Annotated in this window: 13 protein-coding genes and 1 tRNA gene; 13 read left to right on the top strand and 1 reads right to left on the bottom strand. The window is 53.3% G+C overall.

The genetic code is table 11. From position 1 onward, the window contains the following. Positions 1-56: 56 nt before the first annotated feature. From hemW to TH2_RS01940, 3 genes are all read left to right on the top strand, one after another. Positions 57-1,250: a radical SAM family heme chaperone HemW gene (hemW, locus tag TH2_RS01950; protein ID WP_008888707.1), complete on the top strand. Its 1,194-nt coding sequence runs from the start codon at positions 57-59 to the stop codon at positions 1,248-1,250. 167 nt (positions 1,251-1,417) lie between these two features. Next, a tRNA-Leu gene (locus TH2_RS01945) sits at positions 1,418-1,504 on the top strand. A gap of 317 nt (positions 1,505-1,821) precedes the next feature. Beyond that, on the top strand, positions 1,822-5,154 hold the full coding sequence (locus TH2_RS01940) for a DEAD/DEAH box helicase family protein (protein ID WP_081579249.1): 3,333 nt from the start codon (positions 1,822-1,824) through the stop codon (positions 5,152-5,154). A gap of 782 nt (positions 5,155-5,936) precedes the next feature. Here TH2_RS01940 and TH2_RS01930 read toward each other — a convergent pair. Then, complete coding sequence (locus TH2_RS01930) at positions 5,937-7,382, bottom strand: tyrosine-type recombinase/integrase (RefSeq protein WP_008888704.1); 1,446 nt, start codon at positions 7,380-7,382, stop codon at positions 5,937-5,939. Between the two features lie 266 nt (positions 7,383-7,648). On the opposite strand from TH2_RS01930, the gene TH2_RS01920 reads away from it, so the two are divergent. The 10 genes from TH2_RS01920 to ptsN all read left to right on the top strand — a co-directional run bounded on the left by TH2_RS01920 (position 7,649) and on the right by ptsN (position 17,132). After that, positions 7,649-8,581 carry a glycosyltransferase family 2 protein gene (locus TH2_RS01920; protein WP_008888703.1) on the top strand — a complete coding sequence of 311 codons (933 nt, stop codon included), beginning with the start codon at positions 7,649-7,651 and terminating at the stop codon, positions 8,579-8,581. 2 nt (positions 8,582-8,583) lie between these two features. After that, positions 8,584-9,828: an O-antigen ligase family protein gene (locus TH2_RS01915; protein ID WP_008888702.1), complete on the top strand. Its 1,245-nt coding sequence runs from the start codon at positions 8,584-8,586 to the stop codon at positions 9,826-9,828. A gap of 102 nt (positions 9,829-9,930) precedes the next feature. Continuing rightward, positions 9,931-10,545: a ribonuclease D gene (locus TH2_RS01910; RefSeq protein WP_008888701.1), complete on the top strand. Its 615-nt coding sequence runs from the start codon at positions 9,931-9,933 to the stop codon at positions 10,543-10,545. 161 nt (positions 10,546-10,706) lie between these two features. Then, the gene (locus tag TH2_RS01905; RefSeq protein WP_081579248.1) at positions 10,707-11,726 is read left to right on the top strand and encodes a KpsF/GutQ family sugar-phosphate isomerase; all 1,020 of its coding nucleotides are present in this window, start codon (positions 10,707-10,709) and stop codon (positions 11,724-11,726) included. Between the two features lie 3 nt (positions 11,727-11,729). Continuing rightward, positions 11,730-12,485: an LPS export ABC transporter periplasmic protein LptC gene (gene lptC / locus TH2_RS01900; protein ID WP_008888699.1), complete on the top strand. Its 756-nt coding sequence runs from the start codon at positions 11,730-11,732 to the stop codon at positions 12,483-12,485. Positions 12,486-12,495: 10 nt separating this feature from the next. Then, the gene (locus TH2_RS01895; RefSeq protein ID WP_008888698.1) at positions 12,496-13,389 is read left to right on the top strand and encodes an LptA/OstA family protein; all 894 of its coding nucleotides are present in this window, start codon (positions 12,496-12,498) and stop codon (positions 13,387-13,389) included. A gap of 14 nt (positions 13,390-13,403) precedes the next feature. Then, on the top strand, positions 13,404-14,237 hold the full coding sequence (gene lptB / locus TH2_RS01890) for an LPS export ABC transporter ATP-binding protein (RefSeq protein ID WP_008888697.1): 834 nt from the start codon (positions 13,404-13,406) through the stop codon (positions 14,235-14,237). 64 nt (positions 14,238-14,301) lie between these two features. After that, positions 14,302-15,882 carry an RNA polymerase factor sigma-54 gene (gene rpoN / locus TH2_RS01885; RefSeq protein ID WP_008888696.1) on the top strand — a complete coding sequence of 527 codons (1,581 nt, stop codon included), beginning with the start codon at positions 14,302-14,304 and terminating at the stop codon, positions 15,880-15,882. A 150-nt stretch (positions 15,883-16,032) separates the two neighbouring features. After that, positions 16,033-16,629 carry a ribosome hibernation-promoting factor, HPF/YfiA family gene (hpf, locus tag TH2_RS01880; protein ID WP_008888695.1) on the top strand — a complete coding sequence of 199 codons (597 nt, stop codon included), beginning with the start codon at positions 16,033-16,035 and terminating at the stop codon, positions 16,627-16,629. A gap of 38 nt (positions 16,630-16,667) precedes the next feature. Beyond that, positions 16,668-17,132, top strand: a complete 465-nt coding sequence (gene ptsN / locus TH2_RS01875; RefSeq protein ID WP_008888694.1) for a PTS IIA-like nitrogen regulatory protein PtsN — start codon at positions 16,668-16,670, stop codon at positions 17,130-17,132. Positions 17,133-17,162 lie beyond the last annotated feature (30 nt).

Below are 17,162 nucleotides of genomic sequence, written 5' to 3'. Positions count from 1 at the left end.
ATCGGCGGTGCATGTTAGTTTATCGGCCAACATCCCGCGTTTGAAAAGAGTCCCGCGTGTCCGCAGCCTCAAGTGAAACCGTGCCGTTTGGCATTTATATCCACTGGCCGTTCTGCCTGTCGAAATGCCCGTATTGCGATTTCAACAGTCATGTTGCGAACAGTGTTGATCATGTGCGCTGGCGCAAGGCGCTCCGGGCGGAGCTTGCCCATGGTGCGGCCCGTCATCCCGGGCGGACAGTGGGATCTGTGTTCTTTGGCGGTGGTACACCATCCCTGATGGATCCGGAAACCGCCGGGGCCTTGATCGAGGACATCAAATCTTTCTGGCCTGTAACGGATGATCTTGAAATTACGCTCGAAGCCAATCCCGGCACGGTCGAAATTGACCGGTTTTCGGCCTTTGCCGCCAACGGGATTAACCGGGTGTCGATTGGTATTCAGGCGCTGAATGACCGTGACCTGAAGTTCCTTGGTCGCCTGCACAGTGCCGAGGAAGCCATGCGGGCCCTAGATGTTGCAACATCGGTCTTTGATCGTTTTTCGTTTGATCTGATCTATGCACGCCCGGAACACGTTCCCAAGGCCTGGCGGATGGAATTGCGCGAGGGGCTTGGCATCGCTAATGGGCATATCTCGCTTTATCAGCTGACCATTGAGCCAGGCACACAGTTCTATACCCTGCATCAGCGCGGCGATCTTGTGGTGCCGGACGAAGACCTTGCGACCGAGCTTTACGAGATCACCCAGGAAGAAACCGAACGTGCCGGGTATCGCTGCTATGAGGTTTCCAACCACGCGAAACCGGGGCAGGAAAGCCGCCATAACCTGGTGTATTGGCGCTATGGCGATTATCTTGGCATCGGACCGGGCGCGCATGGCCGTGAAGCAGTGGTTGGTGCCGATGGCAATATCACGCCGATGGCAGTGCGTCGGCACCGGGCGCCGGATATCTGGCTCGACCGGGTGGAAAAGCATGGTCATGGCACACAGGAAGAAACTGCGCTTGAGGCCGATGAACGTCTGCTTGAGATGGTGATGATGGGCCTTCGGCTCAATGAAACCATCCCGGCTGCAAGGTTTGAACGCATTATCGGCAAGGGGCTGGGTGATGTTCTGGCGTCGGATCGGCTCGAAACCCTGATCGAGTCCGGTGATCTGATCTGTGATTCTTCGGGGCTGCGTGCCACCGAGCAGGGCAGGAACCGGTTGAACGGTGTTCTGGCCTATTTGTTCGACCACGCGGTGTAAGCCCGAAACCGGCAAAACGCCAACAAAAACCGGGCGATTGGCGCATACCCGCAACCGGACGCAGGAAGTTTCACCAAACCATCAAAAAGTTGGTTGACACTTAAGCCTGACCGCGTATATTCCGCCCCGTTCCGGCGGGAAACCCCGGACATTACCTAAGTCCCTATGCCCAGGTGGCGGAATTGGTAGACGCGCTGGCTTCAGGTGCCAGTGGCCATTAGGCCGTGGAAGTTCGAGTCTTCTCCTGGGCACCATAGCCCTGCAAGTTAATGTTTTCAAAGACTTAGCTTGCAGGGCTATTGTCTTTGTACTACCGGGTTGTACTACCTCAGCAGCCCCTCAAAACTCCCTCAAAAAAATCAACGACGGTTTCAAAATCGCCCTGAGCCCGGTCCCTCAGATTGCGGGCTGTTGGTGCTGTGCTGATTCGATTCTCGCAAATGTGAAAACGCGGCTATTTCGTCTTTCTTTGACTTCAACGCGCTGCTAACGTTGGAAAGTTGTGAAAAAAGACTGATGTAAAACGTCAGATAGTGCGGGGGATTGATCGCTGGAATCGGTGAACTTCGAAATGCTCCGAAAAGAGCGGCCTATTCTGGCAGACCATGGCGGGTTTGCAGAGCAGTACGCCTATTCTGACCCTTCTAGTGCACTGGTGAAACTCCGCAATTTGGCGGAGGAGCTAACCAAGTCGGTTTATTTAGTGCTGCGCCTCGAAAAGCCGCAAGATGCCGACTTTTTCCAGTTGTTGAATGGTCCAGCATTCGCCGCAGCCGTCCCCGAGGTCATCCGCACCAAATTTCATGCAATCCGCAAAGAGGGCAACCGTGCTGCACATGGCGGAAGTGTTGAGAGCAAGACGGCTCTTTGGATACTTGAAGAGTCACATGCAGTGTCGGCTTGGTTTGCTGTTCGCTGCTTGACCGCTACCCCCTCCGACATTGCAGGCTTTCAGAAGCCTTCACCAAATGAAGGCAAGGAAGCAGAGCTTGAAGCCGCCAAAGACAAACTCAAGAAGCAGCTTGATACGGCGCTTGATCAGCTTGCCAAGGTCAAAGCCACCTATGCCGCTGAAACCGTAACGCCGGAGACACAGGCAAAGGGGCAGCAGGTTGCCGACGCGCTATCGTTTAACGAAGCCACAACTCGAAAAAGACTGATTGACGTTGCGCTTGCCGAGGTTGGTTGGGATGTCAACAAGCCTGACGACGTAACACTTGAGGAAGAGGTTGGTTTTCAGCCGACAGACTCAGGCATCGGATATGCCGACTATGTCTTGTGGGACGATAACGGTAAGCCATTGGCGGTGATTGAGGCCAAGCGCACAGCGCAGTCCGAAGAGCGTGGACGTAAGCAAGCACAGTTGTATGCCGATGGCCTCGAAAAGAAATATGGGCAGCGCCCGGTCATATTCTACACGAACGGGTACAACACATGGATATGGGATGACGCCCAGAATTACCCGCCACGGAGGCTGTTCGGGTTCTATTCAAAGCGCAGCCTGCAAAACTTGGTGACGTTCCAGAGGGTCAATAAAAAGGCCCTTAACAGCGTTGCGCCGAAATCTGAAATTGCGGGTCGCATTTATCAGGTTGAGACGATCAAGCGCGTATGTGAGGCGTTCTCTAACAATCGACGAAAGGCCCTTATTGTTCAGGCCACAGGGACCGGGAAAACCCGCGTCGCCATTTCGCTGACAGAGCTTCTTGTTCGGGCGAATTGGGCGAAACGTGTGCTGTTCCTGTGTGATCGGCGCGAGTTGGTTAAGCAGGCCAAAAACGCCTTTAACGACCACATGAGTGAACCGCTTACGGTTGTTTCGCGACACACGGTGAATGACAACAGAAGCCGTATTTTCGTTTCTACCTATCCGTCGATGATGTCTGTTTTCCAGGCTTTTGATACCGGGTTCTTTGACCTGATCATTGCCGATGAAAGCCACCGCAGTATCTATAACCGCTATCGCGATCTGTTCCGATACTTTGACAGTCTGCAGGTTGGGCTCACAGCCACACCGGTTGAGTTCATTTCACGCAACACATATGGCTTGTTTGAATGCAGTAACCAGGACCCTACAGCGTTCTATTCGATTGAGGACGGGGTCAAGGATGGCTTCCTGGTGCCTTATGAGGTCTATAGCCACACCACCAAGTTCCTGCGCGAGGGGATTAAATACGAGAACCTTAGCGAGGAACAGAAGCGGCAGCTTGAAGAAGACGGGAAAGACCCCGAGCAGCTCAATCACGAAGCTGAACAGATTGATAAGCAGATTTTCAACAAGGATACCAATCGGCGCATCATCCGCAATTTGATGGAGAACGGCATCAAGGAGGCGAGTGGACAGCTTCCAGGTAAATCCATCATCTTTGCGCGTAGCCATAAACATGCAGTTGTGCTGCAAAAGCTGTTTGATGAGTTGTATCCGCAATATGGCGGCAAGTTCTGTCAGATCATCGATAACCACGACCCGCGTGCGGAACAGTTGATTGATGATTTTAAGGGGCAGGGGACTAACGATGATCTTACCATCGCAATATCAGTCGACATGCTTGATACTGGTATTGACGTGCCTGAGATCGTCAATCTTGTCTTTGCAAAGCCGGTGAAATCCAAGGTCAAGTTCTGGCAAATGATTGGACGTGGCACACGCCTCTGCCCTGGTTTGTTTGGCCCTGGTCGTGACAAAGCGGTCTTTCGGATTTTCGATCACTGGTCGAACTTTGAGTTCTTTGAACAAAATAAGCCCGAGGCCGAGCCAAGCCCGCCGACTTCACTTATGCAGCGCGTCTTTAATGCCCGTCTTGATCTGGCTGCAACGGCCTTGCAAGCACTTGATCTAGAGACCTTCAAGGCCGTTACCAACCTGATTTCCCTGGATGTGGCTTCATTGCCGGATGACAGTATTTCGGTCAAAGAAAAGTGGCTTGAAATCCAAACTGTCCGCGCTGTTGGGGTGCTTGAAGAATTCACACCCGCGACGGTCACACTGCTTAAGAACGAAATTAGTCCGCTTACCCAATGGATTAATATTCGCGGGCACAGCGATGCCTATGCATTTGATTTGCTGATAACTCAGTTGCAGCTTGCGCTGTTCAAAAAGTCTGGCCAGTTCGAGGACCTTAAAGGTGATCTTCTCAATGCGATCAATAGGCTTCGTCCCAACCTCAATCAGGTAAAGGCGAAGGCAGAGACGATCAAAGAAGTACGCTCTGCTGCCTTTTGGGCGAATGTCGATTTTGCGTCCCTTGAAAGGGTGCGTCACGAGCTCCGCAGCATCATGCAATATGTTGAAGGCGGCGGTGGTGGTCCGGAAATCACCATTCCAGTGGTCGATATCGAAGAAGACGCCGCAGAGATTGAATACGGGTATCGAAAGTCAGGCATCGTTTCCATCGACTTGGCAGCATATCGAAAACGTGTGGAAGCAGCCTTGCGTGACTTGTTTGACAAGAACCCAATACTGGCCAAAATCAGGCGCGGTGAACCGGTTAGTCAGGATGATTTGGATGCACTCACCTCCTTGGTGCTGACAGAGAACCCCGATGTTGACCTGAACCTGCTGCGGGAATTCTATCCAGACCTCGCCGACCATCTAGATGATATCTTGCGGAATATCGTGGGGATGGACGAAGAAGCAGTTCGGGGCCGTTTCCAGGACTTCGTCACACGCCACCCATCACTGACAGCCAAACAAACGCATTTCTTGCGTCTGCTTCAAAGCCTTATCGCCCAGACTGGTGGTATCGAGCTTGAGCGTCTGGTTGATGCCCCCTTCACCAAGATTGATCAGGACGGGATTTACGGTGTGTTCCCTGATTCCGACCTGCAGGATGACCTGTTGACGATCATTCGAAGCTTCAATACTGATCGCTTCGAGAAAACCACCAATGAGGCCAAAACATAATGCTGACCGGCGCGTTGCGTACCCTGCTTATGATTTTTCCTTACGACAGTGCTTGTGCCTTTGCTTGGTAGGCTCTCCGTAATTGGTCCTGTTGTGTCTTGATGTAACGCTGAACAATTGCCCTGCTAACGCATAGGGCTTTGGCGACCTCAGTCCGATTGAGGTCTGGAAAATGATAGAACAGCCAACGAACCCTACCTTCCAAGTTCATCCTCTCACGGTATTGGGCATCAAATAGTGTGAGCTTGGTGAGTGCGTTCCTTGTTTCTGGGCTGATGCTGGTGGATTTAAGAAGGTCTTGGAGTTCGTCCCCAATCCACTCGATGGCCGTTGGGGAGAGGACGTCAAACGGGCCTTTGGGGCCCATAAGACGGTATCCAAGGCCCTTCTTCGCGGCGTCAGGATGAAGGCGGTGGCGGTATTACCGTCATTGAAGGAGGTTGGATTTCAGTTGGAAATGCGCGTGCACTTCAGCAAAAACATCCGGGTACGCTACTTTGTGCTTTTTGTGGGTACCCGGACGCAGATGCAAAAGAACGTTTTGAACAAATCAAGCTAGATAACGAGCATTGGCTGCGAAACAAAGGTGATGATTTCGCTTTGAGTTGGATAGAAAAGGAGATTCGAACCTCCATCGATCTTAAGAATCAGTGTGGTGCAGGTATTCCCTTCTTTGACTTTACTGATATTTATGATGGTGCCGATGATCTCGACAAATGGATGCATGAGAATATAAACAGATGAGGTTGGTTAACCGGATTTCACTAAAAATTGATTGTAGTTTATAGAGGTCCTATTTTTTTTGAGTTCGTAGCGTTGATGATTGTCACAATATTGCTTGGGTAAGTTAATTTATTGGATGCCGCTCTTAAGTCTACATACTGACCTTTTGTATAGCGGCCGATTGTGATGTCATGACGCTTGTGGCCGACAAGCAATTTAATCGTTCCAACGGCAACATCTGCGCCTTCAAGTAGTTCGATATAGGTTCGGCGTGCCGAATGTAACCCTTGTCGCTTGCCATTTGGCATATTCAGGTTGCGACGTTTCCTGTTGAATTCTTTGTTGATGTAGCTGTGGCGCTTCTTATCGGTCTCAAAAACTAGTTTTGGATAAAACGGGAAGACCCAACGGCCACTTGGTTTGCTTGTTAGGCGCTCCATCAGTGGGGTAAATGTAACGGGGATAGGAACACGACGCCGAGCGCTTTTGGTTTTTGTGCCAGGTAAGCTGACCCAATAGCCATCCTCTTCTTTGGTAATGTGCTTCCATTCGAGAGCCGTGATTTCGGCGCTCCGGCCCCCAGTTACAAGTGAGAGGCGAAGAACGTCAGCAAAGAGCGGTGGGTCGAGCTTGGTAAGGAGCGTTTCAATGTCTTCGAACGAGAACGGTGCTTCTTCATCTGCTTCCGCCTTTATTTCACCTGTTCCGATACGGATGTGGTCTGGGTACTCGTGATCGTCCCAAACAGTGCTCTTTTCCTCGACAAAGCCACCCGTCATAGCGTGCTTCCACACGCCACGGAGCCCACTAAGAGCCAGATTGGCGGTCTTCCCCATCTTGCCATGATAGGTTTCTTCAACAAACTCGCGGACTTTTCTGCGGGTGATTTGATCGTAATACTCGATCTGCTGCCGAGCACACCAATCGGAGAAACGCTTTATGGCGCGCTCGTATTCCTCTCTGGTGCTCACGGAGAGCTTGGGACCATTTGCTTTGCGCCAGCTTTCTGTGATCGTGTCAATTTTGGTGCGTGGGTTTAATGCATCGTTGGCGAAGCGCTCTGCCTGAACCTGTATTTCGTTGGCGGCTTGCCGAATCGCGACGGGGATGGGTTCCCCAGCCTTGTGCTGAGGTGATGCTTTGAAGGCTTCAATACGCTTGAGGCGCTGTTTGGTGCCCCATTCCGAAACCAAGTCCAGCAAAATGTCCTTCTCGGAAAGGCTGCCGGGTTCTGCATCGTCATCCGCGCCCTTGTAGGCGGTAACAAGGTCTTGAAGCTCTTGCAGAACGTTCTGATCATCCGGGAAGTGTTTTGCGAGAAGGCGAGTTACCTCGGCTTGAACTTCTGCCAGGCGCACTGGATAGAGCTTTTTGGCAGTGGACAGGTCCGCTGTGCCCAAGCTGCGATATATCGCAGATGTGCGCATGACTTGGCGGAGCTTCTGAGGAAGCGGATATTGAATTTCGTAGTTGTTTTTGCCGGGTCGCTTAACGGGTTTGCCCATTCGTCGATACTCAGGTATTGATGCTTTGTGCTACCCAGATGTACTACCTGATTCGACCTGTCAAGCCCTTGGAAACTCTGGAATCCTTGCAAATCAAGGCTTGTGGGGTGGGTGTTGCAGGCGGTCTTCTCCTGGGCACCATACCCCAGCACGTTTTTGATGTGCTGGGGTATTGTCGTTTTGGGCCGGTTTTACGTTTTAGTCTTTTCGAGATAAGCTTGACTGGTTACAAGCAGAAATCGACTTAAAAATGAGCTGCGAAAACTATGCAACCCGAAGTCAGTTTTGTTCTGCCGGTCTATAACAAAGAAAATGCTCTTCGTTATTTCTTTGCGTCTTTGTTGGCCCAGACCGGCGAAATACCTTTTGAGGTTGTTTTCGTAGATGACGTGTCGACAGATAATTCTCTGGCGATCCTTGAAGAATTTTCGGCAAAGCACGACTTTGTTCGGGTAATCAGCAATACAGTCAATGCGGGTCCATCAATTCGGCTCAACCAAGGAGCCGAGGCCGCAAATGGCAGATATCTGGCACTGTTTGACTGTGATGAAATTCTTGCGCCAAATGCGCTTGAGATGCTGCTTTCACTTGCAAAACAGCATGATGCAGACATGGTGCACGGTCGTTGCCGCAAGACGAACGAACCAATCGATAAGGTGTTGGGCCCTCGGATTGCAGAAGATTTCAAGCTTAGTATCCACAAGGATCCGCTTGAGAGGGTCCTTGGTCGCGGTATGGTGCGGATGACTTGGCTTGTTGAACGGGATGTTTTTATCGCCGCAGGTGGGTGCGATGAGACGGTCTTTGTTCAGGATGAGTCGTTGCCGTTGCGACTTTCAGCTCATGCAAAGTGCCTTCTTGATACTGACATGGTTCTTACGATGGTGCCGGACGTCGGAAGTCACATTTCGCAAAATACCTTGCAGCTCAATCATGATCGATTTTTGGTCTATCTGAACTTTCTGGAATCCCACCCGGAGTTGTCGCACGAAACGCGCGTGAAGCTTTATCGCAAGTGTGTTTCGGCCATAAAAAAGGCGCGCCGCGATGGGGCGCCTATTCCGATGATACCTTTGTTTGTTCGCTACGTTGCAGGGAAACTCGGGTTTGTTGACCCCGACCCCTCAGCGCTGCAATCCTACCGGAATATTTTTCAAAACTTATCAAACATCCGCCATATTAAAGAAGTGAATTGCTGAAGATGACCTCGCTTGATCGAAAGTTGCACCTGGCGGCCAGTTTTATGCTGCTTTGCCTTCCGGCATTCTTGATATTTTCCCGTGCAGTTGCCGATATTTCGGTTGTCCTGATTGGCGTGATTTTTCTGGTGCGATCTTGGTCGGCTAAGGATTGGTCTTGGGCGCGCGAAAAAGATATTCTGGTTCTTCTGGTTATCTTTGTCTTGATGAATGTCTTTGTCTCTCCTTTTGCTGAGTATGTCGGCAAAAGTTTCGGGCGTTCGTTAAGTTGGCTCAGGTTTATTATCTTTTATGCGGCAGTAACCCGCTGGGTCTTGACGGATGAGCGCACGATCCGTCGATTTATTGTTGTTGTGCTATGTACGATGGCAGTGGCGGCACTTGATGCACTGTACCAGTTTTTCGTCGGTGTTTCGCTGCTGTCCGGGCAAACTATGGATGCTATAGGTAGCCGTCTAACCGGGCCTCTTGACCGGCCAAATATCGGTATGTATCTGGCTAAATTGGGTCTTGCGACCAGTGCGTTGGGTTTCGTTCTTTACGCTCGTCGGCAATCCAGCAAGCTTTTCTTGGCAGCGTGTTGTTTGTCACCGCTTTTGCTAACGGTTGTATTTTTGAGTGGTGAGCGAGCAGCGAGTGTGCTGACATTGTTGGCTCTTGTGCTGGTAACTTTCAGTCTGCTTCTTTCTGGAAAGCTTGCTCGTAGGATAGCGATTGGCTTGTCCCTGTGTGGAGGGGCGGCATTAACATTTTTGCTTATGACCAACGAGCGCATCTGGGGGCGCGTTGAGCAACTGGCCAACGTGCTTTCGGACTATACCGACTCAATTTATGGCCAGCTTGCATTACTGGGATTACGCTTCTTTGGTGAGAACCCGATAACCGGGACCGGAATGGGGAACTTTCCCTTGGTCTGCAAAGATTATGTGCAGCAAGGATTGGACAGCGCGCTTTGTCACCCGCACCCACACAATTTTTATATCGAATGGTTGTCGGATACCGGTTTGATTGGCACCATTCCATTTACCATTTTTATGGTGATTCTGTACTGGAACGGTGTGAAAGCCCTTTTTGGCCCGCGTGATACCAGGCTACTTGGCGGGCTTTATTTGGGGGTCATGGTGATGTCGCTATTTCCCCTTTCAGTAACGCAAAGCCTGTTTTCAAACTGGCCTGCCATGCTGGCGTGGTTGTCGATCGCAAGTGCTGTCGCAGCACTCAGGTTCTCAACACAAAAGTCAAACTGAGCAAAGCGTTCTTCTTTCGAGCTAAACAGGGGCGACTTTTGCGATGCGATGCGCGGTTTGCTGTGTTAAGAACAGGCAAATTTTGACATTTGGAGAACCGCGATGACCAATTTCCTCCATCTCGGAGATCTGCCGGGTGACCTTGACCTTGGAAAGGTTGTGGCCATTGACAGTGAGACCATGGGCCTTAACCCGCACCGCGACCGTTTGTGTGTCGTGCAGCTTTCAAGCGGGGATGGCAATGCCCATCTGGTCAAGTTTGATGGGGAAGATTACAGCGCGCCGAACCTGAAAAAACTTCTGGCTGATCCGTCGGTGTTGAAGCTGTTTCATTTCGGGCGTTTTGACATCGCGGTGATGGACAAATATCTCGGCGTGCGTTGTGCGCCGGTCTATTGCACCAAGATCGCCTCCAAGCTGGTGCGCACCTATACCGACCGTCATGGTCTGAAGGATGTTTTGCGCGAGACCGTCGGTGTCGAGATTTCCAAGCAGCAGCAGAGTTCCGACTGGGGCGCTGCCGAGCTTTCCAAGGAACAGATCGATTACGCGGCCTCGGATGTGCTGTATCTGCACAAGGCCAAAGAAGAGCTTGATCGTCGTCTGGCGCGCGAAGGGCGCACCGAGATCGCGCAGGCCTGTTTTGACTTCCTGCCGACCCGTGCGACGCTTGATCTGGCGGGCTGGGAAGAAACCGATATCTTTGCCCATTCATAAGGTCGGCATAAGGCCGGTTAACCATCTGTGAAGATTGGCGGTGTATGGGGAATGCAATAGAATTGACCCCCACGCCAACCGGGTTCATAGTTTTGGCCCAATGATCTTGCAAGATGGGTCAAATAGCCTATCTCCGGGCGGGAAACGCTAACAAGAAACAGATGACAGTGACCCCAGTCTCAAAAGACGTCTCAAACGAGTCCCCCAAAGTGCCAGCACCGGCGAGTGACGCCGATCTTGCCATTGCGCGCCGTGTTCTTGATATTGAGGCCAATGCGCTGCGCGAGCTTGCAGAATCGCTTGATGGCGAGTTCTGCAACGTCATCAACCTGATCGAGGGCCTGAAAGGCCGTCTGGTTGTCACCGGCATGGGCAAAAGCGGCCATATTGCCAAGAAAATTGCCGCGACCTTTGCCTCGACCGGTACCCCGTCCTTTTTCGTGCATCCGGCCGAGGCCAGCCATGGCGATCTTGGCATGATCGGCAAGGATGATGCGGTTCTGGCCCTGTCCAATTCGGGCGAAACCCCGGAACTGTCCGATATCATTGCCTTTACCCGGCGCTTTAACGTGCCGTTGATTGGCATGACCCGCAAACCGGAAAGCTCGCTTGCCAAGCAGTCCGATTGTCCGCTGGTCCTGCCAGCAAGCCCGGAAGCCTGCCCGAACAAGCAGGCACCGACGACATCAACCACCGCCATGCTGGCCCTTGCCGATGCGCTGGCGGTGACATTGATGGAGCGGCGCGGCTTTACATCCGAAGATTTCCGCACCTTCCACCCCGGCGGCAAGCTGGGTCAGCGGTTGCTGCATGTTCATGATGTCATGCACGGGGTTGATACCCTGCCGCTGATTTCGCCCGATGCCCTGATGGCCGAGGCACTTGTCACTATGACCAGCCATTCGTTTGGCTGTGTCGGTGTGGTTGATGATGCCGGTGTTCTGGCCGGGATCGTGACCGACGGCGATTTGCGCCGTCACATGGCCGATAATCTGGTAGCGATGAAAGTGGGTGATGTCATGACCACTGGGCCGAAAGTAACCAGTGCCGACGCCCTGGCGGTTGAGGCACTTGCCATCATGAATGACCGTTCGATCACATCCCTGTTTGTCTTGGATGACGGTGGTGTGCCTGTGGGCCTTGTGCATATCCATGATCTGTTGCGCGTCGGGGTGGCATAACGCATGAGCACAGAGGGCACGCCACAGGTCGAAAACCGCGAAAAAAGCCAGAAGGCAGCAGCGCATGACGAACGTCAGGTGCGCCATGAGCGTGGCTTTTCGCGTGATCGCATGCCCTCGGCCCGGCGCAATGTGCGGATCAATCCGTTTCGTCGCGTCATCGTCAATATGCTGAAATTCGTGCTGCCGCTGATCGCGATGACGATCATGGCGCTGGTCGTCCTATGGCTGCAGATCGAACAGGTTCAGGATAGCGGTTTTCGGCTTGGCTTTTCGACCTCGCCCGAGGATCTGATGGAAAATGTCGCGATGAGCAATCCGCGCTTCTTTGGCGTCGATGGCAATCGCCAGCCCTTCACGGTCACCGCCAGCGAAGCGGTGGAAACCGACGCAACCGGAACACGGCCCGATCATGTCTATCTGTCCGGTCCGCAGGCCGACATCACGCTGAATGACGGATCGTGGATTGCGATGACCGCCAATGAAGGATTCTATACCGAAACCGACGGGATGCTTGATCTGGTGGGTACGGTCAATATGTACCACGATAACGGTTTTGAAATTCACACCGAGGAAGCAGAAATCGCCATGAATTCCGGCAGTGCCAGCGGCGATGTACCGGTTGACGGGCAGGGGCCGTTTGGCACCATTGCATCGGATTCCGGGTTTGAGCTTGAAGACAAGGGGGCGGTGATCCGCTTTTTGGGGAAATCCCGGCTGGTGATTTTCGACAGTGCATTGAATTCGACGGAGCAATGAGAGGGAAGTCATGATTGCGATGCCGCATCTCGCCCGCAAGACTGGAACGCTGCTGACACCCCTTATGCTAGGGGGCCTTATGCTGGGTGCGGCCGCGCTTGGCCTGTTGGCCATGGCAAAGGATGCTGCGGCCAATCCGTTGGGTTTGGCCCAGAATGGCAGTGGCGGGCTTGAAGTCGAGTCTGATAACGGCATCGAATGGCGCCGCAATGAACAGATCCTGATTGCCCGTGGCAATTCGGTGGCCAAGCGGGGTTCTTCGCGGGTCGATGCCGACGAGTTGCAGGCGCTCTATCGTGATCGCGACGGCAATAGCGAGATTTACCGCATCATCGCGGTTGGCAATGTCAAATTGTCGTCCGATACCGATGTCGCGGTCGGTGATCGCGCGGTCTATGACATTGACGAGGCCGTGGTTGTTCTGACCGGTGATAACCTTAAATACAGCACGCCCAATGAAACCCTGACCGCGCGCGACAGCCTTGAATACTGGGAGACAGCGCGGGTTGCGGTTGCACGCGGGGATGCGGTCGCGGTATCCGAGGATCGCACGCTGCGCGGGGATGTTCTGACCGCGCGCTTTGAGGCCGGTTCGGATGGCGCAAATGAATTGCGCCGCATCGACGGGCAGGGCAATGTGAATATTCGCACAGCAACAGAGTTTGTTGTTGGCGATCAGGGCGTTTATGATGCGAAAACAGGTATCGCCACCCTTATCGGATCGGTTAAGATCACCCGCGGGGAGAATCAGCTGAACGGGGATCGTGCCGTGGTCGATCTGAATACCGGGATCAGTCGTCTGACGGCTGACGGTAATGGCGATGGCAAAACCCGCGTTCGGGGCCTTCTGGTTCCGCAAAAAGACGAAAACAACAGCCCGGCCGATGCCGGGACCGGTAACTGAGAAAGGTCGGTCATTTGTTCTGGTCGCGCAAAAGCGTAAAATCCGACAACGCAAAGGCGACAGCTGTATCTGGCAGCGCACAGCCAACTGACGGCGGGGCAAGCGGCCCGCGCCTGATCACCACCAACAAGGGTCTTGTGGCGCATAATCTGGGCAAAAGCTTTAAGAAGCGCCCGGTGCTTAAAGATGTCTCGGTTTCGGTGCAGCGCGGCGAGGCGGTTGGCCTTCTGGGTCCGAACGGGGCTGGCAAGACCACCAGTTTTTATATCATTACCGGGCTTATTGCCGCAGATCGCGGCACGATTTCCCTTGATGGTCGCGATATCACCATGATGCCGATGTATCAGCGTGCGCGCATGGGAATCGGCTATTTGCCGCAGGAAGCCTCGATCTTTCGCGGCATGACGGTCGAACAGAACATCATGGCCGTGCTTGAAGTGGTCGAGGATGACCGCATCAAGCGCGAACAGTCGCTTGAAGACCTTCTGGCAGAATTTGCCATCGAACATTTGCGTCGCACACCGGCTCTGGCGCTTTCGGGTGGGGAACGCAGGCGTTGCGAGATCGCGCGTGCCTTGGCAGCCCATCCGAACTTTGTTCTGCTTGATGAACCACTTGCCGGGATTGACCCGATTGCAGTGGGTGATATTCGCGATCTTGTACGTCATCTGAAAGATCGTGGCATTGGGGTCTTGATTACTGACCACAATGTGCGCGAGACTCTAGACATTATCGACCGGGCATATATCTTGCATGATGGTCGGGTTCTGATGGAAGGTGGTCCTGAGGAAATCGTCAGAAACGACGATGTACGAAGGGTTTATCTGGGCGATCGTTTCAGCCTTTGATAACACCCACCAGACCGTCAACCAAGTCTAGGGGGAGTTCGGATTGACACGGGGTAGTGCATAAATGGCCCTGAAGGCGCGTCTGGATCTACGCCAGTCCCAGTCACTTGTCATGACTCCCCAGCTGCAGCAGGCAATCAAACTGCTGCAATTCAATAATATTGAGCTTTCCAATTTCATCGACAGTGAACTGATGGAAAACCCGCTGTTGGAGCGGGCCGATCCCGGCCAGACCTATGCCGAGGCCGGTGATGGTGCGGTTGGCAATGGCGATGAAGGCCTTGATAGCCGATCAAACGATAATTTCACGGACCGCGATGACCGGTTCGGCACCGATCGCCTGACATCCAGCGAAACCATGGGCAGTGATGACGGCCCGCTGGATGTTTCAAGTGATGCGCTTTATGGCGGTGAGGGTGAAATCACCCGCAACGGTGAACCGGTTTCAGGCAGTCACGATTATTCCGCGCCCTATAGTGGTGGGGCCGGTGGCGGTGCTGGCGGTTCGGCCGCGGGTGGGGATGACCTTCCGGGGCTTGAACAGACGCTGGCCGATGAAGCAACATTGCGCCAGACCCTTGATGATCAGCTCAATATCGCCTTTGCCGATGCCACGTCGCGTATGATCGGCAGTTACCTGATCGATATGCTTGATGAAAACGGCTATATCAGCGGCGATCTTGATGAAGTTTCCGAATCCCTTGAATGCGATATCGCGGATGTCGAACGCGTTCTGAAGGTCATGCAGGGCTTTGACCCGGTTGGCATTTTTGCCCGCGATCTGGCGGAATGCCTGGAATTGCAACTGCGTGAACTCAACCGGTTTGATCCGGCGATGGCGGCCCTTCTGGCCAATCTTGATTTGCTGGCCAAGCGGGACTTTGATCGCCTGCGTCGGGTGTGCGGCGTCGATTCGGATGATCTCCATGACATGATCGCCGAGATCAAAACCCTTGATCCGCGCCCGGGCAAGACCGCTGATGGCGAAATCGCAACCCCGGTGATCCCGGACGTTTTGATGCGTGCGGCGGGCAATGGCAACTGGCATCTGGAACTGAATTCCGAAGCCCTGCCGCGGGTTCTGGTCAATGAAGACTATGTCGCCCAAATCGGCTCGGGCCTGCGCGATCGCGAAGAGCGCGGCTTCATGAGCGAGAAGCTGCAAAGTGCGAACTGGCTGGTCAAGGCGCTGCATCAGCGTGCGACCACGATCATGAAAGTGGCCAGCGAGATCGTGCGCCAGCAGGACGGGTTCTTTACCCACGGGGTTGCGCATCTGCGGCCTCTGATCCTGCGTGACATCGCCGAAGCAATCGGCATGCATGAAAGTACGGTTTCACGTGTGACCAACGGCAAGTTCATGTCGACGCCGCGCGGCATGTTCGAGCTGAAATATTTCTTCACCACGGCAATTTCATCTTCAGATGGTGGCGATGCCTATTCGTCCGAAGCGGTGCGTCACCGGATCAAGTCCTTGATCGACAACGAAGAACCCAAGAAGATTTTGTCGGATGATAAACTGGTTGAGCTTCTGGGCAAGGAAGGGATCGACATCGCGCGTCGAACAGTGGCAAAATACCGCGAAGCGATGCGCATCCCATCGTCAGTGCAGCGTCGGCGCGAGAAAAAATCACGTGCTTCCTAGCACGAATTTATCGAAAAAACGCACCTTAAGGTGCTGTAATTCAAGGGAACATACCCATATCTTGACTTGGTAATGACGAGGGAATATGGTGCGCCCACCTACGAGAGGGGCACCAAACTGGTATGTCACTCAACCGGGGATAGGCGATCCATGCAAATTACGGTTATCGGTAAGCAACTTGACGTTGGCGATGCTTTTCGCCAGCACGTCGTCGAGACCTTGGACCCTGCAGTAGAGAAGTATTTCGATCACGCGATTGAAGCCACGGTGACTGTCACCAAACAGGCACATCTCTATCACGCGCAGATTTCGGTCCATGTCGGCAAGGGCATGATGGTTCAGGCCAAGGCATCAGCGAACGAGGTTTATCCCGCGTTTGATGCCGCCTGTGACAGAGTGGCCAAACAGTTGCGGCGTTATAAACGACGCCTGCGTGACCATCACGCAACCCGTGACCACTATGAGGAGGCTCGCCTGGAGGCGATCCACTATGTGATCGCACAGGAAGATGAAGATCAAACGGACGATAATCACACAAATGGCTTCGAGCCAGTGATTGTTGCCGAGACACCCGATCGCATCGATACGCTTTCCGTTGGGGAAGCTGTCATGCGGCTCGACTTGGGGGACATTCCGGCGCTTATGTTCCGGAATGGCAAACATGGCGGACTGAACGTTGTCTACCGTCGCTCGGACGGAAATATCGGCTGGTTGGACCCAAACGATAATGAAGCGAGTGGCGCGTGACAGACACAGATTCCGAGCCAAACAACGCAACGCGAAAAATGGACATATCATCTATTCTTACTCCGTCCGGAGTTATTCCGGCACTGCGTGCCGGTGCGAAGAAGGCTGTGCTTGAGGAACTTGCCGAAAAGGCCGCCGAAGTTACCGGCCGCCCTGCAAGCGAGATTTTCTCTGTCCTGCTTGACCGTGAAAAGCTTGGCAGTACCGGTGTCGGTGGCGGTGTCGCGATTCCGCATGGCAAGCTCAATGATCTGGACCGCCTGTATATGGTTTTTGCCCGTGCAGGCAATCCGATCGAGTTTGATGCGGTTGATGAACACCCGGTCGACCTTTTCTGCATGCTGATTGCGCCTGAAGAAGCCGGTGCCGATCACCTGAAAGCACTGGCACGGATTTCCCGTCTGCTGCGCAACCAGGGCATGTGTGACAAGCTCCGCGGTGCCGGATCTGCAGATGCGATTTACGCATTGCTGACCCAGGACGAGGCCGAACAGGCAGCCTGAAAAGGTCAGTGAGTGGCGGGTAACCCCCGT

It is taken from the genome of Thalassospira profundimaris WP0211 (assembly GCF_000300275.1).
GTDB classification, from domain to species: domain Bacteria; phylum Pseudomonadota; class Alphaproteobacteria; order Rhodospirillales; family Thalassospiraceae; genus Thalassospira; species Thalassospira profundimaris.
This window is presented reverse-complemented; position numbering and strand designations above follow the sequence as displayed.